General features: G+C 72.3%; 22 protein-coding genes. 13 read left to right on the top strand and 9 right to left on the bottom strand.

Annotation, left to right across the window (positions count from 1 at the left end; all coding sequences use genetic code 11):
- Positions 1 to 31: 31 nt before the first annotated feature.
- Both ABTU82_RS07525 and mmuM read right to left on the bottom strand, forming a co-directional pair.
- Positions 32 to 661 (bottom strand): hypothetical protein, encoded by a 630-nt coding sequence (locus tag ABTU82_RS07525; protein WP_407172698.1) that lies wholly within the window; start codon positions 659 to 661, stop codon positions 32 to 34.
- Positions 662 to 670: 9 nt separating this feature from the next.
- Entirely contained in the window at positions 671 to 1570 is a 900-nt protein-coding gene (gene mmuM / locus ABTU82_RS07520; protein WP_407172696.1) for a homocysteine S-methyltransferase, read from the bottom strand.
- Positions 1571 to 1681: 111 nt separating this feature from the next.
- Here mmuM and ABTU82_RS07515 point away from each other — a divergent pair, with 111 nt between their 5' ends.
- Positions 1682 to 3688, top strand: coding sequence for an ABC1 kinase family protein (locus ABTU82_RS07515; protein ID WP_407172695.1), 2007 nt, complete (start codon positions 1682 to 1684; stop codon positions 3686 to 3688).
- A gap of 164 nt (positions 3689 to 3852) precedes the next feature.
- Here the strand turns inward: ABTU82_RS07515 and ABTU82_RS07510 are convergent, their stop codons facing one another.
- On the bottom strand, positions 3853 to 5115 hold the full coding sequence (locus ABTU82_RS07510; protein WP_165817986.1) for a condensation domain-containing protein: 1263 nt from the start codon (positions 5113 to 5115) through the stop codon (positions 3853 to 3855).
- Positions 5116 to 5190: 75 nt separating this feature from the next.
- On the opposite strand from ABTU82_RS07510, the gene ABTU82_RS07505 reads away from it, so the two are divergent.
- Positions 5191 to 5982, top strand: coding sequence for an alpha/beta fold hydrolase (locus tag ABTU82_RS07505; protein ID WP_407172693.1), 792 nt, complete (start codon positions 5191 to 5193; stop codon positions 5980 to 5982).
- Positions 5983 to 6080: 98 nt separating this feature from the next.
- On the opposite strand, the gene ABTU82_RS07500 is transcribed toward ABTU82_RS07505, so the two are convergent.
- Positions 6081 to 7514 (bottom strand): MFS transporter, encoded by a 1434-nt coding sequence (locus ABTU82_RS07500; RefSeq protein WP_407172692.1) that lies wholly within the window; start codon positions 7512 to 7514, stop codon positions 6081 to 6083.
- 64 nt (positions 7515 to 7578) lie between these two features.
- On the opposite strand from ABTU82_RS07500, the gene ABTU82_RS07495 reads away from it, so the two are divergent.
- Positions 7579 to 8274, top strand: a complete 696-nt coding sequence (locus tag ABTU82_RS07495; RefSeq protein ID WP_407172690.1) for a GNAT family N-acetyltransferase — start codon at positions 7579 to 7581, stop codon at positions 8272 to 8274.
- A gap of 21 nt (positions 8275 to 8295) precedes the next feature.
- Here the strand turns inward: ABTU82_RS07495 and ABTU82_RS07490 are convergent, their stop codons facing one another.
- Both ABTU82_RS07490 and ABTU82_RS07485 read right to left on the bottom strand, forming a co-directional pair.
- Complete coding sequence (locus ABTU82_RS07490) at positions 8296 to 8505, bottom strand: multidrug transporter (protein WP_407172688.1); 210 nt, start codon at positions 8503 to 8505, stop codon at positions 8296 to 8298.
- 10 nt (positions 8506 to 8515) lie between these two features.
- Entirely contained in the window at positions 8516 to 9325 is an 810-nt protein-coding gene (locus ABTU82_RS07485; RefSeq protein ID WP_116648132.1) for an SDR family oxidoreductase, read from the bottom strand.
- A gap of 133 nt (positions 9326 to 9458) precedes the next feature.
- On the opposite strand from ABTU82_RS07485, the gene menC reads away from it, so the two are divergent.
- The 3 genes from menC (at position 9459) to ABTU82_RS07470 (ending at position 12539) form a co-directional block, all read left to right on the top strand.
- Positions 9459 to 10592, top strand: a complete 1134-nt coding sequence (gene menC / locus ABTU82_RS07480) for an o-succinylbenzoate synthase (RefSeq protein WP_116648131.1) — start codon at positions 9459 to 9461, stop codon at positions 10590 to 10592.
- Positions 10589 to 11068 carry a hypothetical protein gene (locus tag ABTU82_RS07475; RefSeq protein WP_407172686.1) on the top strand — a complete coding sequence of 160 codons (480 nt, stop codon included), beginning with the start codon at positions 10589 to 10591 and terminating at the stop codon, positions 11066 to 11068. The genes menC and ABTU82_RS07475 overlap by 4 nt, the downstream gene beginning before the upstream one ends.
- Positions 11069 to 11153: 85 nt before the next feature.
- The gene (locus ABTU82_RS07470) at positions 11154 to 12539 is read left to right on the top strand and encodes a glycine--tRNA ligase (RefSeq protein ID WP_407172685.1); all 1386 of its coding nucleotides are present in this window, start codon (positions 11154 to 11156) and stop codon (positions 12537 to 12539) included.
- Between the two features lie 83 nt (positions 12540 to 12622).
- On the opposite strand, the gene ABTU82_RS07465 is transcribed toward ABTU82_RS07470, so the two are convergent.
- A complete protein-coding gene (locus ABTU82_RS07465) occupies positions 12623 to 13198 on the bottom strand; it encodes an HhH-GPD-type base excision DNA repair protein (protein ID WP_407172684.1) in 576 nt (191 codons plus the stop codon).
- 200 nt (positions 13199 to 13398) lie between these two features.
- On the opposite strand from ABTU82_RS07465, the gene ABTU82_RS07460 reads away from it, so the two are divergent.
- Both ABTU82_RS07460 and ABTU82_RS07455 read left to right on the top strand, forming a co-directional pair.
- A complete protein-coding gene (locus ABTU82_RS07460) occupies positions 13399 to 14409 on the top strand; it encodes an ATP-binding cassette domain-containing protein (protein WP_407172683.1) in 1011 nt (336 codons plus the stop codon).
- Entirely contained in the window at positions 14406 to 15227 is an 822-nt protein-coding gene (locus tag ABTU82_RS07455; protein WP_116648127.1) for an ABC transporter permease, read from the top strand. Before ABTU82_RS07460 ends, ABTU82_RS07455 begins: the two co-directional genes overlap by 4 nt.
- On the opposite strand, the gene ABTU82_RS07450 is transcribed toward ABTU82_RS07455, so the two are convergent.
- Positions 15224 to 18115, bottom strand: a complete 2892-nt coding sequence (locus ABTU82_RS07450) for an ATP-binding protein (protein ID WP_407172680.1) — start codon at positions 18113 to 18115, stop codon at positions 15224 to 15226. The genes ABTU82_RS07455 and ABTU82_RS07450 overlap by 4 nt on opposite strands.
- 176 nt (positions 18116 to 18291) lie before the next feature.
- Positions 18292 to 19629, bottom strand: coding sequence for a glutamyl-tRNA reductase (locus ABTU82_RS07445; protein ID WP_407173302.1), 1338 nt, complete (start codon positions 19627 to 19629; stop codon positions 18292 to 18294).
- Positions 19630 to 19752: 123 nt separating this feature from the next.
- Between ABTU82_RS07445 and hemE the strand changes: the two genes are divergently transcribed.
- From hemE to ABTU82_RS07420, 5 genes are all read left to right on the top strand, one after another.
- A complete protein-coding gene (gene hemE, locus ABTU82_RS07440) occupies positions 19753 to 20787 on the top strand; it encodes a uroporphyrinogen decarboxylase (protein WP_407172678.1) in 1035 nt (344 codons plus the stop codon).
- A complete protein-coding gene (locus tag ABTU82_RS07435) occupies positions 20784 to 22256 on the top strand; it encodes a protoporphyrinogen/coproporphyrinogen oxidase (RefSeq protein ID WP_407172676.1) in 1473 nt (490 codons plus the stop codon). The genes hemE and ABTU82_RS07435 overlap by 4 nt, the downstream gene beginning before the upstream one ends.
- 110 nt (positions 22257 to 22366) lie before the next feature.
- Positions 22367 to 22771, top strand: coding sequence for a hypothetical protein (locus ABTU82_RS07430; protein ID WP_116648122.1), 405 nt, complete (start codon positions 22367 to 22369; stop codon positions 22769 to 22771).
- A gap of 1 nt (position 22772) precedes the next feature.
- A complete protein-coding gene (locus ABTU82_RS07425) occupies positions 22773 to 23183 on the top strand; it encodes a phage holin family protein (RefSeq protein ID WP_121147790.1) in 411 nt (136 codons plus the stop codon).
- Complete coding sequence (locus ABTU82_RS07420) at positions 23173 to 23454, top strand: hypothetical protein (RefSeq protein WP_407172674.1); 282 nt, start codon at positions 23173 to 23175, stop codon at positions 23452 to 23454. The genes ABTU82_RS07425 and ABTU82_RS07420 overlap by 11 nt, the downstream gene beginning before the upstream one ends.
- Positions 23455 to 23478 lie beyond the last annotated feature (24 nt).

Here is a 23478-nt window from a genome sequence, read left to right as displayed (position 1 = left end):
GGGTGCGGTACGGCCGCACCGACGGCGTCGACTACGGGGCGCCGGGCGCATAGACCTCGACCGACTCCGGCCTGGTCCGTGCGGCGAGCACGAGGGCGAGGATCCCGAGGCCCAGCGTGGCGGCGAGCACCGCCAGCGTGCCGAGCGCTGCGAGCGGCCCCGCGAGCAGCTGCACCTCGTCGCCGGGGACGACGAGGTAGGCGACCTGCACCAAGACCCACAGCGCCGCTTGCCCGGCGAGCACCGAGAGCGGCGCCCATCGCCACGGGTGAGGTGCGACACCGATGCGGCCGATCTGCACGGTGGCGATCAGGCCCGCCCCGACCGGGACCAGGATGCCGACGTACCCGAGCGCGCTCCATACCGCGGCATCGGTCGTACGCTGCGACTCGAGCACCGCACCGATCGCTGACGACGTCACGGGCCACAGCGCCACGATGGTCAGCGCGATCGTTCCGAGAGGCTTGCGGGCGACGAGGCTCTGCTCGCGGGTGAGCCCGATCGCGAACATCAGCACGCCGAACGCCCACGCGACGTCTCCCGTGATCGCGATCGCCCGAACGGCGGGGGTGCCGAGGAACGACGACGACAACATCGCCAGCACCCCGCAGACGATGAGAGCCGTACCGCCGATCACCCAGGAACGTCTGCGCCGCTGCATGCCTCCACGCTACCGAAGGCCATCGGTCGGTCCACCGGCACGCACCCTCGACCTCATCCGCGCGATGTCGGCGGGCCCCACCCGGCAGCATCCGCCGACCAGGCTCGCACCGGCCGCCCGGTCGTCTTCGGGGAGGCCCGCAGCACCGCGCCACACCCGGGCGGCGGCATCCCAGCGCTCGCCGGAGTTCGGGTAGACGACGACGGGGCGATCGGTCACCGACCGGGCGGCGGCGATCGCACCGGGAACCTCGTCGGGGTGGGAGCAGTTGATCCCCACCGCGACGATCTCGTCGGCGGAGTTCGCCAGGGCGAAACCGTCGGCCATCGGCTGCCCCGATCGCAGTCGCCCGCCCTCGACCGTGAACGACAACCACGCGGGGCGCCCGGAGCCGCGCGCGAGATCGACGAGAGCTGCGGCTTCGTCGAGCGTCGGGATGGTCTCGATGGCGAGCAGGTCGGCCCCCGCGTCGGCGAGCACCGCGAACCGCGGTTCGTGCCAGCGACGCAGCTCGTCGCGGGTCAACCCCGACGCGCCGCGGTACTCCGAGCCGTCGCCGAGAGTCGCGCCGTAGGGGCCGATCGATGCGGCGATCCAGCGAGGCGTGTCGCCGCCGTCGGCGGTCGAACGAGCGGATGCGGCGAGGTCGACGCTCGCGCGCAGCATCCGCTCGGTATCGCCGGCTGAGAAACCGCGCCGTGCGAGCGTCGAGAAGCCCACCTGGTACGACGCGGTGATCGCGACCTGCGCGCCGGCGGCGAAGTACTCCGCGTGCGCGGCGCGGATCGCATCGGGGTCGTCGGCGAGCAGCCGCGCGCTCCACAGCGGGTCGGACAGGTCGTGCCCGTGCGCCTCGAGGAGCGTGCCCAGCCCGCCGTCGAGCACGATCGGCCCGGCGGAGAGATCCATCCCTGCATTGTCTCCGACTGCGGCGGTCGAATCCCGGCGTGAGGTGACCGGCGCGGCGTTGTTAGTGTGTGCACCAGCCGGCATCACGGCCGGCGAGAGGGAGGTGCACCCGTGCTCGCCGATATCCTGACGGCGCTCTTCGCGATCGCTTCGGCGGTGCTCGTCGGCTTCGTGGCGCGACGCATCCTCGAGACCCCGGTCGGCTGGCCGCGCAGCATCCTCGTCGGACTCCTCGTCTTCAGCGTCGGACTGCCGTTCTCGAACTGGATGCTGGATCAGTCGGGCCTGCTGGTGGACCGGCGCACCGACGACGTGCAGTCGGCCCTCCTGGCGCTGGCGGTCGTGGTTCTGTCTCTCGCGTGGATCTTCGCCCTGGGGCTCGCGGTGCTCGTCGCGCTCGAGGCCATCTTTCCCACGAGACCGCTGCCGAACCCGATCGACGTGGCCCGCGCGGGCATCCGCCAGCGCAAGCGCACCCGCCGCTACCTCCAGATCCTCGCGATCGCGTCGCAGCACGGCGCGGGCTGGCTCGTCCACGGCACGTCGCGCGTGGAGCGGGAGCTCACGACCAGCCAGCAGCGAGCGCAGGCGCTGGTGTCGACCATCAACGACTCCGGCGTCACCTTCGTCAAGCTCGGCCAGGTGCTCTCCACCCGCCGAGACCTGATCCCCGAGCCCTACATCTCTGCGCTGTCGACCCTGCAGTCCAGCGCCAATACTCTCGCGTGGGACGTCGTCGAGACCGTGATCCAGGACGAGCTGGACCGCCCCATCGACGAGGTCTTCGCGTCGATCGACCCCGTGCCGCTCGCTGCGGCGTCGGTCGCGCAGGTGCACACCGGCACACTCCTCGATGGGACGCCGGTCGTGGTGAAGGTGCAGCGGCCGGCGGCACGCGCGCAGGTGGAGGCCGACGTCGACATCATCCTGCGCCTGGCGCAGCGCGCCGAGCGCCAGACCCGCGCGGGCAAAGACCTGCGGCTGGAATCGGTGGCGCGCGGGTTCACCTCCACGCTCCTCGACGAGCTCGACTACCGCATCGAAGCGCGGAACATGGAGATGATGCGCACCGCTTTGGACCTCATCGCCGAGGCCGACGGCGACGAGAGTCCGCTGCTGTCGATCCCGGCCGTGCACGCGCACGGGTCGACGAAGCGTCTGCTCACCATGGACCTCGTCGCCGGGGAGCCGCTCAGCCGCGCGCACGACCGACTCGACGCGATGTCGGACGATGCCCGCGACGCCCTCGCGATCGGACTGATGACCTCGGTCATCCAGCAGATCCTGCTCTACGGCGTCTTCCACGCCGACCTCCACCCCGGCAATGTGATCCTGCGCGACGACGGGTCGCTCGGCCTCATCGATTTCGGGGCGATCGGGGTGATCGAGAGAAGCCAGCGCGAGCACATGACCGCGCTGCTGCTCGGGGCGCTCACCGAGGACGACGTGATCGCCAGCGACGCGCTGCTGCTCATCGTCGACGTACCGGCCGATGCCGACATCGACGCGTTCCGCCACGACATCGGCATCGTGCTCACCTCCGAGCGCTTCCGGCCCGCCGGCGACGGGTCGATCTTCTCCCGCATGGTCGACGTCATCCGCGACCATCGCATCGCCCTCCCGGGCGACCTCGCGTCCGCGTTCCGCAGTTTCGCGACGCTCGAGGGATGCCTGCGGGTGCTCGTACCCGACTTCGACATGATCGCCCGCGCGCTCCCGGTGGTGCCCGGCCTCGCGCGCCGCATGGTGTCGCCCCAGCGTCTCGCCCTCGACGCCCAGGCGAGCGCGGCCCTGGCGGCGGTGCGGGCGAAGGCGTTGCCGCAACGGCTGGAGAACCTCATGACAGGCATCGAGAACGGCACCGCGGGCCTGCGCGTGCGCGCGATCCCCGGTGAGGCGCAGGAGGGGTTCGTCCGCTCGATCGCGGCGCAGATCGTGGGCGCCCTGGTGTCGATCACGGCCGTGGTGGTCGCCATCGTGCTGACGGTGGTCGACACCGGCCCCCAGTACCCGGGCGGATGGGGGCTGTTCGACCTGCTCGGCGCCGCGATCGGCCTGTTCGGGTTCCTCGGGCTCCTGCGCGTCGTGCGACAGCTCTTCGTGCGCGCACCGCGGTAGTCCTCGGGCGCTCCCTTCGCTCCCCTGTCGCGAACGGCTGGTCCCGCCCTTCATTCGTGACAGGGGAGGATCCTTCCCGGGGTTCCCCTGACGCGGGTGGTGGGTGGGACCCGCCGGATGCGACGGGGGAGCGCCCGCGGGGGGAACGTGCATGCGGTGCCGGGTCAGCGGGCCGCAGCATCCTCCAGCCCGGCTTCGAGGGCGTCGAGCCACGCGCCCACGTTCGCCCGCGCCTCGGGGGTGTCGGGGTAGCGCGAGCGCAGCTGCAGGCCGTTGCGGGTGGCGGTGAACCAGATCATGACGCCGTCGACGTCGATCGCCGCTGACACGTGCTGGATCTCGAGCTCGGGGTCGGTCGGCATGGTCATGCGCCGCACGTCGAGCCACGACAGGGCGAACATCCCCGGCCGCACGGGCATGCCGCCGTAGGGCGCCAGGATCGGCGCGAGCGGGTACGACCCCAGCGCCATGGCCTCCTTGACGGATGCGGCGCAGGCCGCCGGATCGTCGTCGTCGCTCTCGATCACCGCGTTCGTGATGAACCAGCCGACCGCGTCGTGCCAGCGGTGGTCATGACGGCTGTGCACGGGGAAGACCGCGCGCAGCGGCGCATCGGCCAGCGTGCGCGTCACCCGGGTGAGCACGCTGATCGCCAGCGCGATCGCACGCACCGACAGCGCCGACGCCGCGGCGTCGAACCGGCGGAGCTCGGCCGAATCGAGCACGTCGCGCACCTCGACCACGGCTCGTCGCGGACGCGACACGTCGCCGAGCGGCAGGGGGAACAGGGGCATCGCGCCGGCCTCCGCCGCCAGGATCGCGTCCCACCGCTCCGAGACGTGTGAGGGCGCCGGGGGCATCCGCTCGAGCAGGTCGGTGTGCTCGGCGAAGGGCGCGGCGGGCTCGACGGCGACGTCGGGGGCGTCGATCGCGGCGAGCAGATCGCGGATGACGACGTGCCACGACCACATGTCGACGTGCGAGTGGTCGGCGCCGATCACGACCACCCCGCCCTCGGTCTCGTCGTGCGGTTCGAGCAGGCAGAGTCGGTACGACGGTGCCTGGTACGGCGCGCAGGCCTCGTCGAAGACGTCGCGGACCACCTCGCGCGCCGTGCGCCCGGGGGCGACCGGATGCTGCGTCCACGCGCCCGTTTCGACGTCGACCTCGTGCAGGGCCGGGCCGTCGTCGCCGGGTCGGAAGGCGGTGCGGAAGGTGCCGTGCCGCGCGATCACCCGCATCCAGGCCGACGCGAGCTGTTCCCGGTCGACGCCGAGCGGCAGGCGGAACGACACCGCCATCCATGAGCCGGGGCGCTGCCCCTCGCCGACGTGACGCCTCTGATCGAACGAGACCGGCAGGCGCCTGCCGGGCGTCTCACTCGTGCGGACGACGAAGCTGGACAACCGTCCCGGGGGGAGAGTCATCCGTGTGACTGTAGTCAACCGCATGGCGCCGTAGTCTAGGCGGACGATATCTCGCGCTGGTGACGGAGGATGACGGTGGGGTTGCTCGACCTGGGTGGAGCAGCGATCTCTTATGACGTCACCGGCGACGCGGGACCGCTGGCGGTGCAGCTGCACGGGCTGACGTCGAGCCGTTCCCGCGACGCGCAGCTCGGGCTCGATCTGGGCCGTGCGCTCCACGCCGCTCGTGTGCTGCGCTACGACGCCCGCGGCCATGGCCGCTCCACGGGCGACGCCGATCCCGCCTCGTACGGGTGGGACCGCCTCGCCGACGACCTCCTCCGTCTTCTCGACGAGGTCGCCCCCGGCGAACGCGTGCACGGCGTCGGCCCGTCCATGGGCACCGGCACGCTGCTGCACGCCGCCGTTCGCGACCCCGACCGCTTCGCGAGCCTGACCCTGGTCGTGCCGCCCACCGCGTGGACCACGCGCGCCGCCCAGGCCGAGACCTACCGGCGCAACGCCCGTTTCGTCGAGCGCGAGGGCGTCGACGCGCTGGTCGAGCTCGGCAGCTCCGCCCCCGTTCCGCCGGCGCTCGCCGACGCGCCGGAGAGCTACCCGGCCGTCGACGCGGGTCTGCTGCCGACGGTGCTGCGCGGGGCGGCCGACACCGACTTCCCGCCCGTCGGCACGCTCCGCGCGATCTCGACGCCGACGCTGGTGCTGGCGTGGGCGGGCGACCCGGCGCATCCGCTCTCCACGGCCGAGAAGCTGCGCGAGATCATCCCCGGCAGCGTCCTGTCGGTCGCCCGCTCGCCGCACGAGGTGCTCGGCTGGGCCGGCCGTTTCGCCGAGCACGTCGGCGCCGCGGCGCGACGCGCGGGCTGACCCGCAGCATCCGCCCCTCATCTTCGGGCGCGGCGAGTTGCCTCGATCCGGGGGAGCGCGGCGCCCGGATGCCCCGGAGCGCGGCACCTCACGAGCGGCTAGGGGAGCGACGGATGCTTCTCGACCGAGCGTGTGGGGATGAACAGGGCCAGCACCAGCGCGACGACAGCGGCTCCGCCGCCCAGGAGGAACGACACCTGGAAGGCCTCGGGGGTGGGCACCTGCGAGCCGTTCTGCACCGTCGACATCGATGCCAGCACGACGCCGACGATGGCGGCGGCGGTGCTCGTGCCGAGCGACCGCGCGAGCGCGTTCAGCCCGTTCGAGGCGCCGGTCTCGCTCGGCGGCACCGAGCGCATGATGAGCATCGGCATCGCGGCGTAGCCGAATCCGATACCGAAGCCGATGAGGATGTTCGCGACGACCAGGTGCCAGACCTCGCTGGCGAACAGCAGCGTGAAGCCGTATGCGGCGATGAGCGAGATCGCGCCGGCGACCAGCAGCACGCGCGGGCCGATCGTGCGGGCCAGGCGCCCCGAGATCGGCGAGAGCACCATCATCACGAGGCCCGACGGCATGACGACGAGACTCGCGGCGAGAAGCGACAGACCGAAGCCCGAGCCGGTCTCGACGGGCAGTTCGAGGATCTGGGGGTAGACGACGTTCGAGGCGAACAGCGCGAAGCCCATGGCGATCGAGGCGAGGTTCGTCAGCAGCACCGGTCGACGGGCGGCGACGCGGAGGTCGAGCAGAGGATCGTCGATGCGCAGTTCGTACCAGCCCCAGACGAGCAGCACCAGGACGCCGCCGATGCCGAGCGAGAGCGTGAGGGGCGAGAGCCAGCCCCAGGTGTTGCCGCGCGAGACGGCGAGGAGCACCCCGATCAGTCCGATCGCGAGACCCGCGGCGCCCGCGAAGTCGAACCGGCCGGGGGTGCGCAGCACGCTCACCGGCACCACCAGGAGCACGAGCACGAAGACGACCGCGCCCAGGCCCCCGGCGATCCAGAACAGAACGTGCCAGTCGCTGTACTGCGACACGAGAGCGCTGATCGGAAGGCCCAGCGCGCCCCCGACGCCGAGGGTCGCGCTGATGAGGGCGATCGCGCTGTCGACCCGCTTCTCGTGCAGCACGTCGCGGAGGATCGACACGCCCAGCGGAACGACACCGACCACGGCGCCCTGCAGGGCGCGGCCCACGATCATGCTGCCGATGCCCGTCGACAGCGCAGCGATCACCGAGCCGAGCACCAGCACGGCGAGCAGCACGAGCACGATGCGTCGCTTGCCGTACATGTCGCCGAGGCGCCCCGCGATCGGGGTGGTGACGGCGGCGGCGAGCAGCGTCGAGGTGACGACCCAGGCGGTGTCGTCCCGCGAGGCGTTCAGCAGTTCGGGCAGCTGCGTCTGGATCGGCACGACCAGCGTGAACATGAACGACGAGCAGAGTCCGGCGACGGCCAGGACGGCGATCACGGCCCACTGCGGCGAGCTTCGCGTCAATCGCTTCCGTGCGTTCTCGTCTCGGCCCACTGGCCCCAGGTTAGCCGCGCGCGGGAGGGCCAGGGGTCGTCGCGCGCGATGCGACACTGGGCGCATGCCCGAATCGGACGGCCTCGACATTCGCGCGCTCTCGTCGGTCGAGGGGGTGCACGCCGCATCCCGCCTCTTCGACGAGGTATGGACGGGCGAGCGCTCGACGATGCCGGCGAACATCCTGCGCGCGCTCGAGCACGCCGGCAACTATGTCGTCGGAGTCTTCGAGGGCGAGCGGATGCTGGCCGCCTCGGCCGCATTCTTCGGCCCTCCCGCCGAGCGCACGCTGCACTCGCACATCACCGGCGTGCTGCCGTCGGCGCAGGGGCGAGGGATCGGCCGCGCGGTGAAGCGGCACCAGCGCGCGTGGGCGCGCGAGCGCGGGGTGGAGCGCATCACGTGGACCTTCGACCCGCTCATCGCCCGGAACGCGCACTTCAATGTGGGAGTCCTCGGCGCCGACGTCGCCGAGTACCTCGTCGATCAGTACGGGCCGATGGACGACGACGTGAACCGCGGCGATGCGTCCGACCGCATCCTCGTGTCGTGGGCGGTCACCCCGGCGCAGATTCCGGCGAGCGAGGTCATCGAGGCGGTCGCGATCCCGCGCGACATCGCGGCGCTGCGCCGAGCGTCGCCGGCGGATGCTGCGCGGTGGCGCCTCGACGTGCGCGAGCGTTTCCTCGCGCTGACCGCCGCGGGCCTGCGCGTCAGCGGGTTCGACCCCGCCCGGGGCTACCTCTTCGCCCGGCGCTGAGCGCGCCGCATCCGTCGAGCGTCAGGCGCCGTCGGCCTCGGGGGTGCCGGGGCCCGGGCCGGGGCGCACCGCGGCGTCGTCGCGCACGTCGATCCGCGTCACGCCGTCGTGCTCGGTGACGTCGATGCGGGGCGCGGCGTCGGCCTCGGTCGAATCGGGGGCGCTCGTCAGCTGGTCGTGGCGCTTCTCGGCGTCGCTCATCTCGGCGCCATCGTGTCGAAGGTCGGTCATGGTGTTCCCCTTACTTCCCGGCGTCGCGCCAGGCATCGCTCTCGAGGTGGGATCCCGCCTGCGGGCCCATGTTCAGCATCCCGCCGTCGACGACCCAGCTCGCCCCCGAGACGTAGGCGGCGGCGGGCGAGGCCAGGAACGCCACGACCGCGGCGATCTCGTCGGGCGTGCCGGGGCGTCCGAGCGGGATGCCGCCGCGGTGCGTCGACTCCGCGTCGGAGGCGTCCATGTCGTTGATGGGCGTGGCGATCTCGCCCGGCGCCACGGAGTTCGCGGTGATGCCGTAGCGCCCGAGCTCGAGCGCCATGGTCTTGAGGAGCCCGCCGAGGCCGTGCTTGGCGGCGACGTACGCGGCACTGCCCACGCGCGGCTGGTGCTCGTGCACGCTCGAGACGGCGATGAGGCGCCCGCCGCGACCCGCGGCGACCATGCGCCGGGCGGCGACCTGCAGGCCGATGAACGCGCCGTCGAGGTTGAGCGCGATGTCTTGGCGCCACGCGTCGAGATCCATGTCGAGGAAGGGGCCGCCCGAGCCGCCGCCGGCGTTGTTGACGAAGACGTCGACCCCGCCCAGCTCGTCGGCGAGACCGTCGATCACGCGCCCGGCCGCATCGAAGTCGGTGGCATCGAACCGCGCGACCACGGCGCGTCCTCCACGGGCGCGCACCTCGTCGGCAGTGCCCTGGGCGCCCTCCTCGTCGGAGTGCCATGTGATGCCCACGTCGAGTCCGGCCTCGGCGAGGGCGACGGCGGTGGCGGCCCCGATGCCGGAGTCCGAGGCGGTCACGATCGCGTGGCGGGGGGAGAAGTCGGTAGCCATACCCCGAGGCTAGGCCGCGCACGGCTCACCGGCCCGGGCCTTGCCAGCCCGGTGGCGGGTCACTAGCGTGCCCGCCGCGGCGGTGCCGCCCGCCGGGGGCGGTTGCCCAGGCTGCCGCCGCTACCCTGAACGCATGTCTCCCGCGCGTTCCACGGCCCCGGTGCGCCTGTCGGCGGTCGAGCTGCGCGTGCTGCACCTGCCGCTCGTCTCGCCGTTCACCACGTCGTTCGGCACGGAGGACGTGCGCGAGGTCATCGTCGTGCGTGCGCTCACCGACGCCGGCGACGGCTGGGGCGAGGTCGTCACCCAGCACGCGCCGCTCTATTCGAGCGAGTACACCCACGGCGCGTGGGACGTGCTGCGCCGCTGGTTGATCCCCGCTCTCCTCGAGCGCCCCGCCGTCTCGGCCGAGGAGGTCGCGGGCGTGCTGTCGCCTTTCGTCGGCCACCGCATGGCGAAGGCGGGCCTGGAGACGGCCGTGCTCGACGCGGCGCTCCGCGCCGAGGGGCGCTCGCTCGCCGCTCATCTGGGCGCCGTGCACGATCGAGTGCCGTCGGGGGTCTCGGTCGGCATCCAGCGCGACCCGGCCGCGCTCGTCGACGCGGTCGGCGGTTACCTCGACGAGGGCTACGCGCGGATCAAGATCAAGATCAAACCGGGCCGCGACATCGACGACACCGCAGCCGTGCGCGAGGCCTTCGGGGCGATCCCGCTGCAGGTCGACGCCAACTCGGCCTACACGATCGCCGACGCCGAGCTGCTCGCCGATCTCGACCCCTTCGACCTGCTCCTCATCGAGCAGCCCCTGCAGGAAGACGACCTCGTCGATCACGCGACCCTCGCCCGTCGTCTTCGCACTCCGGTCTGCCTCGACGAATCGATCGTGTCGGCGAAGGCCGCGGCCGACGCGATCGCCCTGCGCGCCGCATCCGTCGTGAACATCAAGGCCGGCCGTGTCGGGGGCTACCTCGAGGCCGTCGCCATCCACGACCTCTGCCGGTCTGCGGGGCTCCCGGTGTGGTGCGGCGGCATGCTCGAAACGGGAATCGGCAGGGCCGCGAACGCGGCGCTCGCCGCCCTCCCCGGCTTCACGCTCCCCGGCGACGTGTCGGCGTCGTCGCGTTTCTACGCGCGTGACATCGTCACCGAACCGATCACGCTCGACGACGGCCACGTGCGCGTCCCCACCGGCGACGGCCTCGGCATCGAGATCGACCACGAGGCGCTGGAGCAGTTCACGGTGCACCGGGAGACGATCGCCCGGTGAGACGACGCACCACCCGGCAGCGCGGCGCTGCCCTCCTCGCGGGAGCCCTCGCGATGCTCGCGCTCGCGGGCTGCGCCGAAGCCCCGCACCCCTCGCCGTCGGCGACGGCCCTCCCGATCGGGATCACCGCCTCGGTCGTGCAGCTGGCCGGCGACGTCGCCACGCGTCAGGCGCAGGTGCAGATCCACAACGCGGCCGACGACGCCCTCGTCATCGGCAAGGTCGAGCTCGAGGACGACCGGCTCGACGGGCTCGCCGAGCGGGTCGTCGCCGGCGAGACCGACATCGCCCCCGGGCGTACGGTCGACATCCGCGTGCAACTGCCGGCGGTGAACTGCGACGCGGCCGACGAGGGCACCACGATGCTCGAGGTGAAGTTCACGCTCGGTGCCGCCGACTCCATCGCGCGCATGGCCGTCGCGGACTCGCTCGGGTTTCTCTCCGACCTCCACCGACGCGAGTGCTCGACCGGCTGAGCGCGATCCCGCCCCGGAACTAAGATGGGGGAGGCGGCCAGTCGGCTGCTGAACCCCCGCGTCGCATTCGACCCCTGGAGCCACCGTGGCCGAACAGTCCCGCCTTGATAAGGTCATCGCCCTCGCCCGCCACCGCGGGTTCGTCTTCCAGGCGGGCGAGATCTACGGCGGTTCTCGCTCGGCGTGGGACTACGGCCCGCTCGGCACCGAGCTCAAGGAGAACATCCGCCGCCAGTGGTGGCAGACGTTCGTGCGCGGGCGCGGCGACATGGTGGGCCTGGACTCCTCGATCATCCTGCCCAAGCGCGTGTGGGAGGCGTCCGGCCACGTCGCGACCTTCACCGACCCGCTCGTGGAGTGCCTGCACTGCCACAAGCGCTTCCGCGCCGACACGCTCATCGAGGACTTCGAAGCGCGCAAGGGCCGTGCCGCCGAGAACGGCCTGCTCGACGTGCCGTGCCCCAACTGCGGCACGAAGGGGCAGTACACCGAGCCGCGCTCCTTCTCGGGCCTGGTGAAGACCTACCTCGGCGTCGTCGACGACGAGAGCGGTCTCTTCTACCTGCGTCCCGAGACCGCGCAGGGCATCTTCGTCAACTTCACCAACGTGCTCACCGCGTCGCGCAAGAAGCCCCCGTTCGGCATCGGCCAGGTCGGCAAGGCGTTCCGCAACGAGATCACCCCCGGCAACTTCATCTTCCGCACCCGCGAGTTCGAGCAGATGGAGATCGAGTACTTCGCCGCTCCCGACGAAGCGCAGGAGTGGTTCGACCACTGGGTCGAAGCCTGCTGGAACTGGTTCATCGACCTCGGCGTCGACGCCGACAACATGCGCCGCTTCGACGTGCCCGAAGACGACCGCGCGCACTACTCGGCCGGAACCATCGACGTCGAGTACCGCTTCGGCTTCCCGGGCAAGGAGTGGGGCGAGCTCATGGGCGTCGCCAACCGCACCGACTACGACCTCACGAGCCACTCCGAAGCATCCGGTGCGAAGCTCACGTTCTTCGACCAGACGAGCGGAACCACCTACACCCCGTACGTGATCGAGCCCTCGTTCGGACTCACCCGCGCGATGATGGCCTTCCTCGTCGACGCCTACCGCGAAGAAGAGGTGCCGAACGCCAAGGGCGGCACCGACACCCGCACGGTGCTCAAGCTCGACCCGCGCCTCGCGCCCGTCAAGGTCGGCGTGCTGCCGCTGTCGCGCAACGAGCGTCTGTCGCCGCTGGCCCGCGAGGTCGCCGACGACCTGCGCTCGGAGTGGAACGTCGACTTCGACGACGCCGGCGCAATCGGCCGTCGCTACCGTCGCCAGGACGAGATCGGCACCCCGTTCTGCGTCACGATCGACTTCGACTCGCTCGACGACCGCGCCGTCACCGTTCGCGACCGCGACACCATGTCGCAGGAGCGCGTGCCGCTCGACGCTCTGCACGGCTACCTCGCCGAGCGCCTCCGCGGCGCGTAAGCGCCCGCACGACGGTTCGAGCGTAGGAGACGCCCTCGGCGTAGGCCGATCCCGTGCGGATCGTCCTACGCCGGGCCCTGCTCCTACGCCGACTTCTCTTTCGCGGCGGCCTTCATCGCGCGCTTGTGCTCGCGCACCTTCGTGAGCGAGTCGGGGCTGGTGATGTCGGCGACGGAGCGGAACGACCCTTCCTCGCCGTAGGGGGCGGATGCTTCGCGCCACCCCTCGCCCGTGAAACCTCGCTGCTTGCCGAGGAGGGCGAGGAAGATCTTCGCCTTCTGCTCGCCGAAGCCGGGGAGGGCCTTGAGCCGCTTCAGCACCTCGGCGCCGGTCGGCTCGTCCCGTGTCCAGATCGCGGCGGCGTCGCCGTCCCAGTCCTGCTCCACCGCGGCCGACAGGGCCTGCACGCGACCCGCCATCGACCCGGGGTAGCGATGCACCGCCGGTGCGGTCTTGAAGGCCTCGGCGAAGGCGTCGGCGTCGTAGTGGGCCAGCGTGGATGCGTCGAGCGACCCGACGCGCTCGCGCACCTTGAGCGGCCCCGCGAACGCGGTCTCCATCGCGACCTGCTGGTCGAGCAGCATCCCGATCAGCAGCGCCAGGGGGTCGCTCGAGAGCAGGTCGTCGGCGGCGGGGTCGTCGGTGATGTGCAGCGTCATGCCTCCAGTGTGCCGCAGGGCTCCCGCCCGGAAACCGCGAGACTTCACCCCCGATACGAGACGTCACGCGGCGCGCGCAGTCTCGCGCACGGGATGGAGTCTCGCCGACAGCGCGGTGACAGCGGCGGTTCGACGACGACGGCGCCGTGACAGCGCCCCCGACGCACCCTGGTCTCAGCCCACAGAAAGGCAGACAACCCATGAGCTCATCCGCTCCCTCGGGGCGCGTCCCCGCCGTCCGCGCCGAAGGCCTGGTGAAGACCTTCGGCACCAACCGCGCCGTCGACGGGGTCGACCTGATCGTCGACGCCGGCACGGTCTACGGTGTGCTCGGCCCCAACGGCGCCGGCAAGACCACCACCATCGGCATGCTGGCGACGCTGCTGCGTCCCGACGCGGGCCGCGCCGAGATCTTCGGGCGCGACGTCGTGCGCGAGGCGCAGGTCGTGCGCCAGCTCATCGGCCTCACGGGGCAGTTCGCCTCCGTCGACGAGACCCTGTCGGCCACCGAGAACCTCATCATCTTCGGGCGCCTGCTCGGGCTGTCGCGGGTCGACTCCCGTCGGAAGGCGGGGGAGCTGCTCGAGGAGTTCGGGCTCACCGAGGCCGCTCGTCGTCCGCTGGCGAAGTTCTCGGGAGGGATGCGGCGCCGCCTCGACCTCGCGGCGTCGCTCATCGCCCAGCCGCCGCTGATCTTCCTCGACGAGCCCACGACGGGCCTCGACCCCCGTACGCGTGGGCAGATGTGGGACACGATCCGCCGGCTCGTCGCCAACGGCTCGACCGTGCTCCTCACCACGCAGTACCTCGACGAGGCCGACCAGCTCGCCGACCGTATCGCCGTCATCGACCGCGGTCGGGTCGTCGCCGAGGGAACGGCGCCCGAGCTGAAGGCCTCGGTCGGGCAGGCCTCTCTCGTGCTCCGCCTGCGCGACGGCGCCGAGCTGGCCCTGGCTCGAGAGACGGTCGACCGGGTGCTGGGCGCGTCGGCGATCGTCTCTCCGGAGGCGGCCCGACTCACCGTGCCGATGAGCGACCCCGACCGGGTGACCGACCTGCTCCTGGCCTTCCGGGAGGGCGGGGTGCACCTGAGCGAGTTCAGCGTTCAGCAACCGACCCTCGACGAGGTCTTCCTCACGCTGACCGGCACGGGGCCGTCGTCCGACGCGGATGCCGCGGACATCCCCGATCTCGAAGGAGCACGCGCATGAGCACCCTGACCGCACCCCTCACACCGGTCGCCGATCGCGACCTCCGCAATCACGCGGGCGTCGCGCAGACCGTGCAGAACACGTTGACGATGGCGTGGCGAGGACTGCTCAAGATCCGCCGGACCCCCGAGCAGCTCATCGACGTGACGGTGCAGCCGATCCTGTTCACGCTGATGTTCACCTACATCTTCGGCGGCGCGATCGCCGGCGACGTGCAGAGCTACCTGCCGATCATCATCCCCGGCATCCTCGTGCAGACGGTCATCACCACGTCGGTCGTGACGGGCGTGCAGCTGCGCGAAGACATGGACAAGGGGGTGTTCGACAGGTTCAGATCGCTGCCGATCGCCCGCATCGCTCCGCTGTCGGGAGCCCTCCTGGCCGATACGGTGCGCTACGCGATCGCCACCACGCTCACCTTCACGATGGGCTTCATCATGGGCTTCCGTCCGGCCGGTGGCTTCGGCGCCGTGGTCGCCGCGGGCGTCCTGGTCGTGGTCTGCTCGTGGGCGGTCAGCTGGATCTTCGCGTTCTTCGGGGTGGTGGCGCGGACCGCCTCGAGCGTGCAGGGGGTGTCGCTGGTGATCCTGTTCCCGCTGACGTTCCTCTCCAACGCCTTCGTCCCCGCCGACACGATGCCCGGGTGGCTGCAGTGGTTCGTCGACATCAACCCCGTCTCGCACCTGGTGACGGCGGTCCGTGATCTCGTCAACAACGGCACCGTCGGATCCGACGTGGTGATCACCTTGATCGGCGCGGCCGTGATCGTCGCGGTGTTCGCACCGTTGACGGTGCGCACCTACATGCGCAAGGCCTAGACCGCGTCGTCGTCCAGCAGGGCGGCGAGCCGGATGAATTCGGCCGCGGCGTCGGGGACGGGTTCCTCTGGCGCCGCGGCCATCCGCGCGACCAGGCGGGTGCGGTACGGGTCGTGCTCGTCGGCGCTCCCGCGCAACGCCGAGGCCGTCGCGAGGGCGCGGCGGGCCGCCGCATCCTGACCCGTCTCGACCAGCCAGCCGGCCAGCGACAGCGCGACGTCGGCCATGATGGGCTGGTCGCCGCTGCGGATCGCGACGGGCACGGCGTCGCGCAGCGCCGCGCGTGCCTCGTCGGTGCGGTGCAGCAGCGTGAGAGCCTGGGCGCGCTTCGATCCCCACCAGGCCGTCAGCTGCGACGGGAACCCCGCCGGAAGGCCCCGGTCTAGCACGGCGAGCTCACGCAACGCCGCCTCCGCGTCTCCCGCCGCGATCTCGACGAGCGCCCGGCTCATCCGCACCTGCACCAGGGCGCGCTCCGAGCCGTCCTGCCGGGCGAAGTCGTCGAGCTCGTCGACCCGAGATCGGGCGTCATCGACGCGGCCCAGGCGAACGAGCAGTCCGACGGTCTGAGACCGCTGCTGCACCGCGTCGCTGGCCGACGTGAGGCCGGAGAAGACGTCGGTCGACCGGTCGGCGATCTCGAGGGCCTCCTCCAGACGGCCCTCCAGCATGAGCCACTCCGACTGCAGTTGCCCGGCGAACGCGATGCCCCACGGGTCGCCGATCTCGCTGAACGTGCGCAGCGCCAGCGCACTCTGCGCACCGAGCGTCTCGACGTCACCGGAGTTCGCCGCCGCCCCCGCGCGGAGCACGCCGAGGAACGCCCGCGTCCACGGCGGGAGGTGATCGGTCGGCCCCTCGGCGAAGGTGACTCCGTGCGACCAGCTCAGGTCGCGGCCGAGGTTGGACATCGCCTCGGCGATGCCGCGCAGAAGTGCGGGGAGCGCGGCGGCCAGCTCGGACGGATGCTGCGCCGAGGCCGCGGCGATCTCGGCCGCACGCTCGTCGTAGCGCGGTACGTCGCCACGCCCGCCCGCGGTCGGTGCCAGCACGGCGCTGTCCATCACGAGAGAGAACGAGTCGGCGAGGAGCCCGACGCCGGCCACGACGACCTCGGGCTCGGAGTCGAGCGCTCCGCCCGTCGCGGCGAAGACCGCGGCGTTCCCGGCGAGATCGGCGGTGCGTTCGCGAAGGATCCACGGCCAGAGCATCGCCCGCACGAGGCGGACCCCGGTGGAGCGCCTCGCGGTCTCCGCGCAGAAGCGCAGCGCGCTCGACAGGTTCTCCTCGTTGGTGTCGAACCACGCCAGGCCCGCCCGCACCTGCGGGCCGCGGAGCGTCGCGTCGCGGGCGGAGGCGAGTTCGGCCATCGACTCCGCCTGCGACGCACGGAACCGGTCGTCGAGTCCCTCGGCGCGGAGGCGCTCGAGACCGTATTCGCGCACCGTTTCGAGCATCCGGAAGCGTCCGTGCCGCCGGCTCAGGAGCGATCGGTCGACCAGCTCGTCGAAGGCCGACGCGGGGAGGTCGTACCGCGCGCCGATCACCGCAGCATCCGTCGCCGCAATCCCGTCGGGGAAGACGGCCGCCGCGAGGAGCGCGGTGCGTTCGGTGGGGGTCAGGGTGTCCCAGCTCCAGTCGATGAGCGCCCGGAGCGTCTGATGGCGGGGCGCCGTCGCGCGAGGACCCGCCGCGAGCAGGCGGAATCGGTCGTCGAGGCCCGCCGCGATCTCGATCACCGACAGCGTGCGGGTCTTCGCCGCGGCCAGCTCCACGGCCAACGGCAGCCCGTCCAGTCGGCGGACGATCCCCTCGATCGTCGCCGCATCGGCGGGATCGGGCACCGACCCGGAGGCCGCGCGCGCCCGGAGGCCGAACAGCTCGACCGCGTCGGGGAGGGGGAGCGGACCCAGGTCGACGAACGCTTCGCCCGGCACGCCGAGGGGTTCGCGGCTGGTGGCGAGCACGCGCGATTCGGGTAGAGCCTGCAGTACGTCCACTGCGACCTCGGCGGCCTCGCGCGAGACGTGCTCGCAGTTGTCGAGCACGATCAGCACGCGGCGCCCGGTGAGCGCCTCGACGACGCCGTCGCGCACCCCGATGGGGGTGCTCGTCGCATCGGGGAGGCGCACGCTGCGCCCGACGGCGCCGGCGAGCGCGCTCCATACGTCGCCCGCGGCGACGGGGGCGAGTTCGACGATGATCGCGCCGGCGCGGAGGCGGGCCGTCTCGAACGCGAGCGTGGTCTTGCCCGCTCCGCCTGGGCCGACGACCGTGACCAGACGCTCGGAGGCGAGCTGCTGCTCGATGAGGGCGAGCTCGGCCTCCCTCCCGACCAGACTCGTGATGGCCGCCGGCACGGTGCTCTCGCGGAAGACGTCGCCGGCGCTCTCGCGCACGACGTCGTCGGCGACGACGGTTCGCGCTCCGGCCAGCCGCTCGGCGTGGGCTCGGTCCTCGAGCAGATCGCGCACCAGCCAGTCGAAGCCGTCGCCGGGGGTCCACGGGTCGCCGTTCCACAGCGACAGCGCTTCGCGGGCGAGAGACGCGGCGTCTCCGGGGTCGGCAGCGGTGCGGGCGCGGGCCACGAGGTCGGCGAAGCGGGTGATGTCGATGTCCTCGCGCGAGAAGGCGAGGCGGTAGCCGCCGGGCGCGGCGACGAGGGCGTCCTGCGGCAGCGCGCGCCGCAGGCGGGAGGCCAAGGAGTGCAGCGAGGCGCGGGGGTCGGTCGGGGGGTCCTGGCCCCAGATGTCCTCCGTCAGGGCGCGGTAGCCCACGGTCGTCGCGGTGTCGACGGCGAGGCGGAGAAGCAGTGCCTGCTGGCCGCGACCGGCGACGACCGCTGATCCGTCCCCCGCGACGAGTCCCCCGAAGAACCGCAGCTTCACGCTCTCACCCTAGGCCCGCCGAGCGGGGTGCCGAGATGTGCCGGCCGGCCCCGCCCGTGCCCGCACGTCCGCCAGACCGCAACCGCGCGCCGAGACCCGGGGTGAATGTCGCGGTCTCGTCGGCGCGAAGCGGTCTCCCGGTCAGGGACGGGTCCGTCAGGGGCGGGGGCGACGCGTCAGGCGACGCCGGGCTCGGCGTCGGCTGCGGTCGCCTCGGGCTCGGCGACCTCCAGGCCGTAGAGCGTCGAGAGCGCGGTGATGTAGTCGTCGGCGCGTCCGTCTTCGGCGAGCTGGTGCGCGCGCGAGGTGGGGGTGTGCAGCAGCACGCCGACGAGGTGGCGGAGGGCCTGCTCGGTGCGGCCGTCGTCGTCGCCGCGGGCGCGGGCACGCGAGATCTCCGACTCCATGAGTCCGAAGATGTGCGTGCGCAGGGCGACGACCGCCGGTGTGATGCTCTTTCGCTCGCCGACGGTGGCGAACCGGCGGGCGGCGTCGCGCACGACCTGGCGCGCCGCATCCGTCGCCTGCAGCTCGTCGAGGGGAGCGTGAATGCGGATCGTCTCGAGGTCGAGCAGGTCGACGCCGGCGACGCCCGCCACATCGGGGTCGACGTTGCGCGGCAGGCCGAGGTCGATGACGAGGCGGCGGTCGGGGGTCGCGATGGGGCAGGCGGATGCTGCGGGCTGGCCCTCGATCGCGGTGTCGTACGCGCCGCGGCCGGCGGCGAACGTGGCCGCGCTGAGCACGTGGTGCTCGGCGCTCGTGCACGTGATGATGAGGTCGGCGTGGGTGACGGCCGACGGGAAACGCTCGGGTGCGACGGCGCGGATGCCGTGCTTCGCGGCGAACGGGGTCGCGCGACCCGAGGGGGAGTGCACCGAGATGTCGTCGGCGCCGTGGTCGCGGAGCGCGGCGAGAGTGACCGCCGCGTACGAGCCCGTGCCGATGAGCAGCACCCGCAGCTTCGACCAGTCGGTGATGCGGCTGTCGGCCAGGTCGAGGGCGAGTCGCACCAGCGAGCGCCCGGCACGGCCGATGGCGGTGGCGTTCTTCACTCCGCGCTGGGCTTCCGAAGCCCTCTGGAACAGGCGCTCGAGCTCGGCCGAGGTCGTGCCGAGACGGCGCGATTCGGTGAGAGCGCGACGCACCTGGCCGGCGATCTCTCCTTCGCCGACGACGACGGATTCGAGGCCCGACGCGACGGCGAACAGGTGCTCGGCGACCTCGTCGCCGCCCATGAGGCGGTACGAGCCGTCGAGTTCGGACGCGGGCACACCGGTCGCGGCCTCGATCGCCGAGAGGGTGGCCTCGAGCCCGACGGCGCCCGACGCGGTGAGCGGCTCGTCCATGTCGACGTACGCCTCGAAGCGGTTGCAGGTGGCCACGACCACCGCTCCCTGCACGCACTCCGCGTGCGCCGCGATCAGCGGGGCGACGGGTGTGGAGGGGACGCTGAGGCGCTCGAGGAGATCGAAGGACGCGGTCTTGTGACTCGCGCTGACGCACAGCAGCACGTCGTCGATTCTACCCACCGCGTCGGCGGGGGCGGCTGCGAGCGCCGAGGTGTCTCGACGACGAGACATCCGAGGGCGCCCGTGGGCGGTGGGCGCCCAGGCGCCGGTGGAAGAATGGCTGCCATGGCAACACCTGACGCACCCCTGCTGCGCGCGCTGCGCGGCGACCGCCCCGACCGGCCGCCGGTGTGGTTCATGCGGCAGGCGGGGCGCTCCCTCCCCGAGTACCGCGAACTGCGTGTCGGGACGCGGATGCTGGACGCCTGCCTCACCCCGGATCTGGCCGCAGAGATCACGCTGCAGCCGGTGCGTCGGCACGGCGTCGACGCCGGCATCTTCTTCAGCGACATCGTCGTGCCGCTGCGCCTGGCCGGGATCGACGTCGAGATCGAGCCCGGCCGCGGGCCGGTCTTCGCCGACCCGGTGCGCTCGGCCGACGACGTCGCGCGCATCACCGCCATCGACCCCGCCGAGGTCGCAGCCGCGGCCGCGCCGGTGCGCGAGGCCGTCGGCATCGTCACGGCGGAGCTCGGCGACAAGCCCCTCATCGGCTTCGCCGGGGCGCCCTTCACCCTCGCCGCCTACCTCGTCGAGGGCGGCCCCTCGAAAGAGCACCTTCGCGCCCGCGGCATGATGCACGCCGACCCCGACGCCTGGCACCGGCTCGCCGGGTGGCTCTCGGGCGTCTCGCGCGCGTTCCTCGACGCCCAGATCGACGGCGGTGCCTCGGCGGTGCAGCTGTTCGACTCGTGGGCGGGCTCGCTGTCGCGCTCCGACTACCTCGAGTTCGTGGCGCCGCACTCCGCCGCCGCGCTCGAGGGCATCGCCGTGCCGCGCATCCACTTCGGTGTCGGAACCGGCGGCATCCTCGACGACATGCGCCTCGGCGGGCTCGCCGACGCCGTCGGCGTCGACTGGCGCACCCCCCTCGACGCGGCGGCCGCCGTGCTCGGACCCGACACCACCGTGCAGGGGAACATCGACCCCGCGCTCCTCGGCGCCCCGTGGCCGGTCCTCGCCGCGCACGTCGACGACGTCATCGCCCGGGGCCGCGCCGCCCGCGCCCACGTGTTGAACCTCGGCCACGGTGTACCCCCCGACGCCGACCCCGGCGTGCTCACGAGAATCGTCGAGCGCGCCCACGGGCTCGACGCGTGAGCGAGCCGCTCGACCGGCTCGCCGCTCACGCGGCCGAGTCGCACGCGGTGGTCGTCGGCGGCGGAATGGCAGGACTCACCGCCGCGCTCGAGTTCGCCAAGGTCGGGTTGCGGGTCACCGTGCTCGAGGCGGGCGACCGTTTCGGTGGTGTCTTGAGGTCGGCCGAGGTCGGCGGGTTCACCCTCGACGTCGGCGCGGAGAGCTACGCGACCCGGGGCGGCACGGTGCGCGCGCTCGTCGACGACCTCGGCCTGGGCGACGCGGTCACGACCCCGAACCCGGCGGGGGCGTGGGTCGCCGGACTGCCCGGCGGTGCGGCCGCACCCCTGCCGCGCGGCGGGGTGCTCGGCATCCCCGGCAACCCGTGGTCGCCCGAGGTGCGTCGCATCATCGGCCGCCGCGGGGTGTGGCGCGCTTTCGTCGACCGCATCCGCCCCCCGCTCACGATCGGGCACGAGCGGAGTCTGGGCGCGCTCGTGCGCTCGCGCATGGGCGAGCGCGTGCTCGATCGGCTCGTGGCACCGGTCATCGGCGGCGTCTACAGCGCCCGCCCCGATGACATCGACGTCGACATCGCCGCACCCGGGCTGAACGCCGCCCTCACCCGCACCGGCTCGCTCTCGGGCGCGGTCGCCGATCTCACCGCGGGCCGCACCACCGCCCCCGGCGGCGCCGTCGAGGGGATCGTGGGAGGCATGGGTCGCCTCGTCGATGCCCTCGTGGCACGGCTGGCCGACCTCGACGTCGAGCTGCGAACCGACGCCGAGGTGTCGGAGCTGCGCCGCGTCGCCGCGGAGCCGGGCACCGGGGCCGAGGAATGGAGCGTCGTCCTGAGCGACGGAACCGAGCTCGCCGCCGGGGCCGTCCTCGTCGCCCTGCCCGAGGCGTCGGCGCGACGGCTGCTCGCACCGCACGTTCCCGACCTCGACCCGGAGGCGGGGGAGTCGCCGGTCGTCGAGGTCGTGACTCTCGTCGTCGACGCGCCCGGCCTCGACCGTCACCCCCGTGGTTCGGGCGTGCTGGTCGTGCCCGGCGCGCGCGCCGCGAAGGCCCTCACGCACTCCACGGCGAAGTGGTCGTGGCTGGCGCAGCAGGCCGAGCCCGGTGTCCACGTCGTGCGCGTCTCGTTCGGCGCGCAGGGAGAGGAGCCCGCGACGGCGGGCCTGGACGACGCGGATGCGGCGCACCTGGCTGTGGCGGAAGCATCCGCTCTTCTCGGTGTCGCCCTCGAACCTGCGCACCTGCGAGCGGCGCGGCGGGAGCGCTACACACAGTCGCAGCCGGGGGCCTTCATCGGGCGTGCGGAGCGCACCCGCGATTCGCGCGACGTGATCCGAGCCGTCTCGGGGATCGGCGCGGCGGGAGCCTGGTTGGCGGGCACCGGCCTTGCCCAGGTGGTGCCCGACGCGCAGCAGGAGGCCGATCGTCTGCGCAGCGCGCTGCTCTGGAACGGCGGAACACCGCTCTAGTGGCGCAGTGCCCCGCGGGCCGTGGGATGTCAAGGGTGGATGCCTCTGACGGAATATCTGGCTAGCCTGGGACCCAGACAACAGGCTCCACCGAGCGTGAGGAGGCCCTTATGAAGGGCAAAGCAGGACTCGTTATCGGCCTTGCGGCCGGATATGTGCTCGGCACGCGTGCCGGGCGTGAGCGTTACGAACAGATCAAGACCCAGGCGATCAAGGTCTGGGAACTCGACCCCGTGCAGACGCAGGTGACCCGTGTTCAGGCTTTCGGCGCCAGCGCTCTGAAGGCCGTGCCCAGCGCACTGTGGAACGGCGCGAAGAAGGTCACGCACGCCGCATCCGAGTCGGGAACCGCTCAGGAGCGCGCCCAGCGCGCGGGTTCCGCGGCGAAGTCGTCGGCCAAGAAGGTCGCCGACGCCGTCGAGGAATCGGTCGACGACGCCAAGAAGGCGGCTCCCTCGACCTCCACCACGAGTTCGCGGTCGACCTCGAAGCCCGCCGCATCCTCCGGGAGCTGAGGTGACCACGCCCCGCGGATTCCGCGATCGCGCGGACGACAGCCTCTTCACCCTCCTGGGCGACATCCCCGAACTCGTCCGCAACCTGGTCGTCGCCGAGATCAACGCCGCCAAGGCGTGGCTGTCGAAGACGGCGAAAGACGCCGGTATCGGCGCCGGGTGGTTCGTCGGCGCCCTGTTCGTGCTCTTCTGGTCGCTGCCGGTGTTCTTCGCGTTCGTCATCGCCGGGCTGTCGTCGTGGTGGCCGGTGTGGCTCTCGGCGCTCGTCGTCTTCGGCGGCATGCTCGTCATCGTCGCCGTCCTGGCGCTGCTCGGCATCCTGCGTTTCCGCAAGCTGAGCAAGCGCACCAACCCCGGCTCGGCCGTGGCCGAAGACATCCGGATCGTCAAGGAGGCCGGCGATGAGCGTTGATCGTTCCCCTGTTCCCGTACCCCGCACCGGCGTCGCCCTGGGTCTGACCGACCCGGTCGAGAGCGCCCGCGCCGAGCTCAAGGCCGCCCTGGCCGCGATCGAGATCAAGGCCAACGTGCCGCGTCGGCTCGAGCACGGTGTGACCCGCGTGACGGCCAAGGCGCGCGACTTCCGGCGGAAGAACCCCGCCGGAGCCGCCGCAGCGGTCGTCGGTGTCGCGGTCGCCGTCGGCGGCATCGTCTGGTTCGCCGTCCGCACCTACGCCCGCTGAGGCCCTCCGGCGCCGTTCCCGTGA

Origin of the sequence: Microbacterium deferens, assembly GCF_045517775.1 — a bacterium.
Classification (GTDB): Bacteria; Actinomycetota; Actinomycetes; order Actinomycetales; family Microbacteriaceae; genus Microbacterium.
Note: the sequence above shows the minus strand (reverse complement) of the source record. Positions and strands in the feature narration are given on the sequence as shown.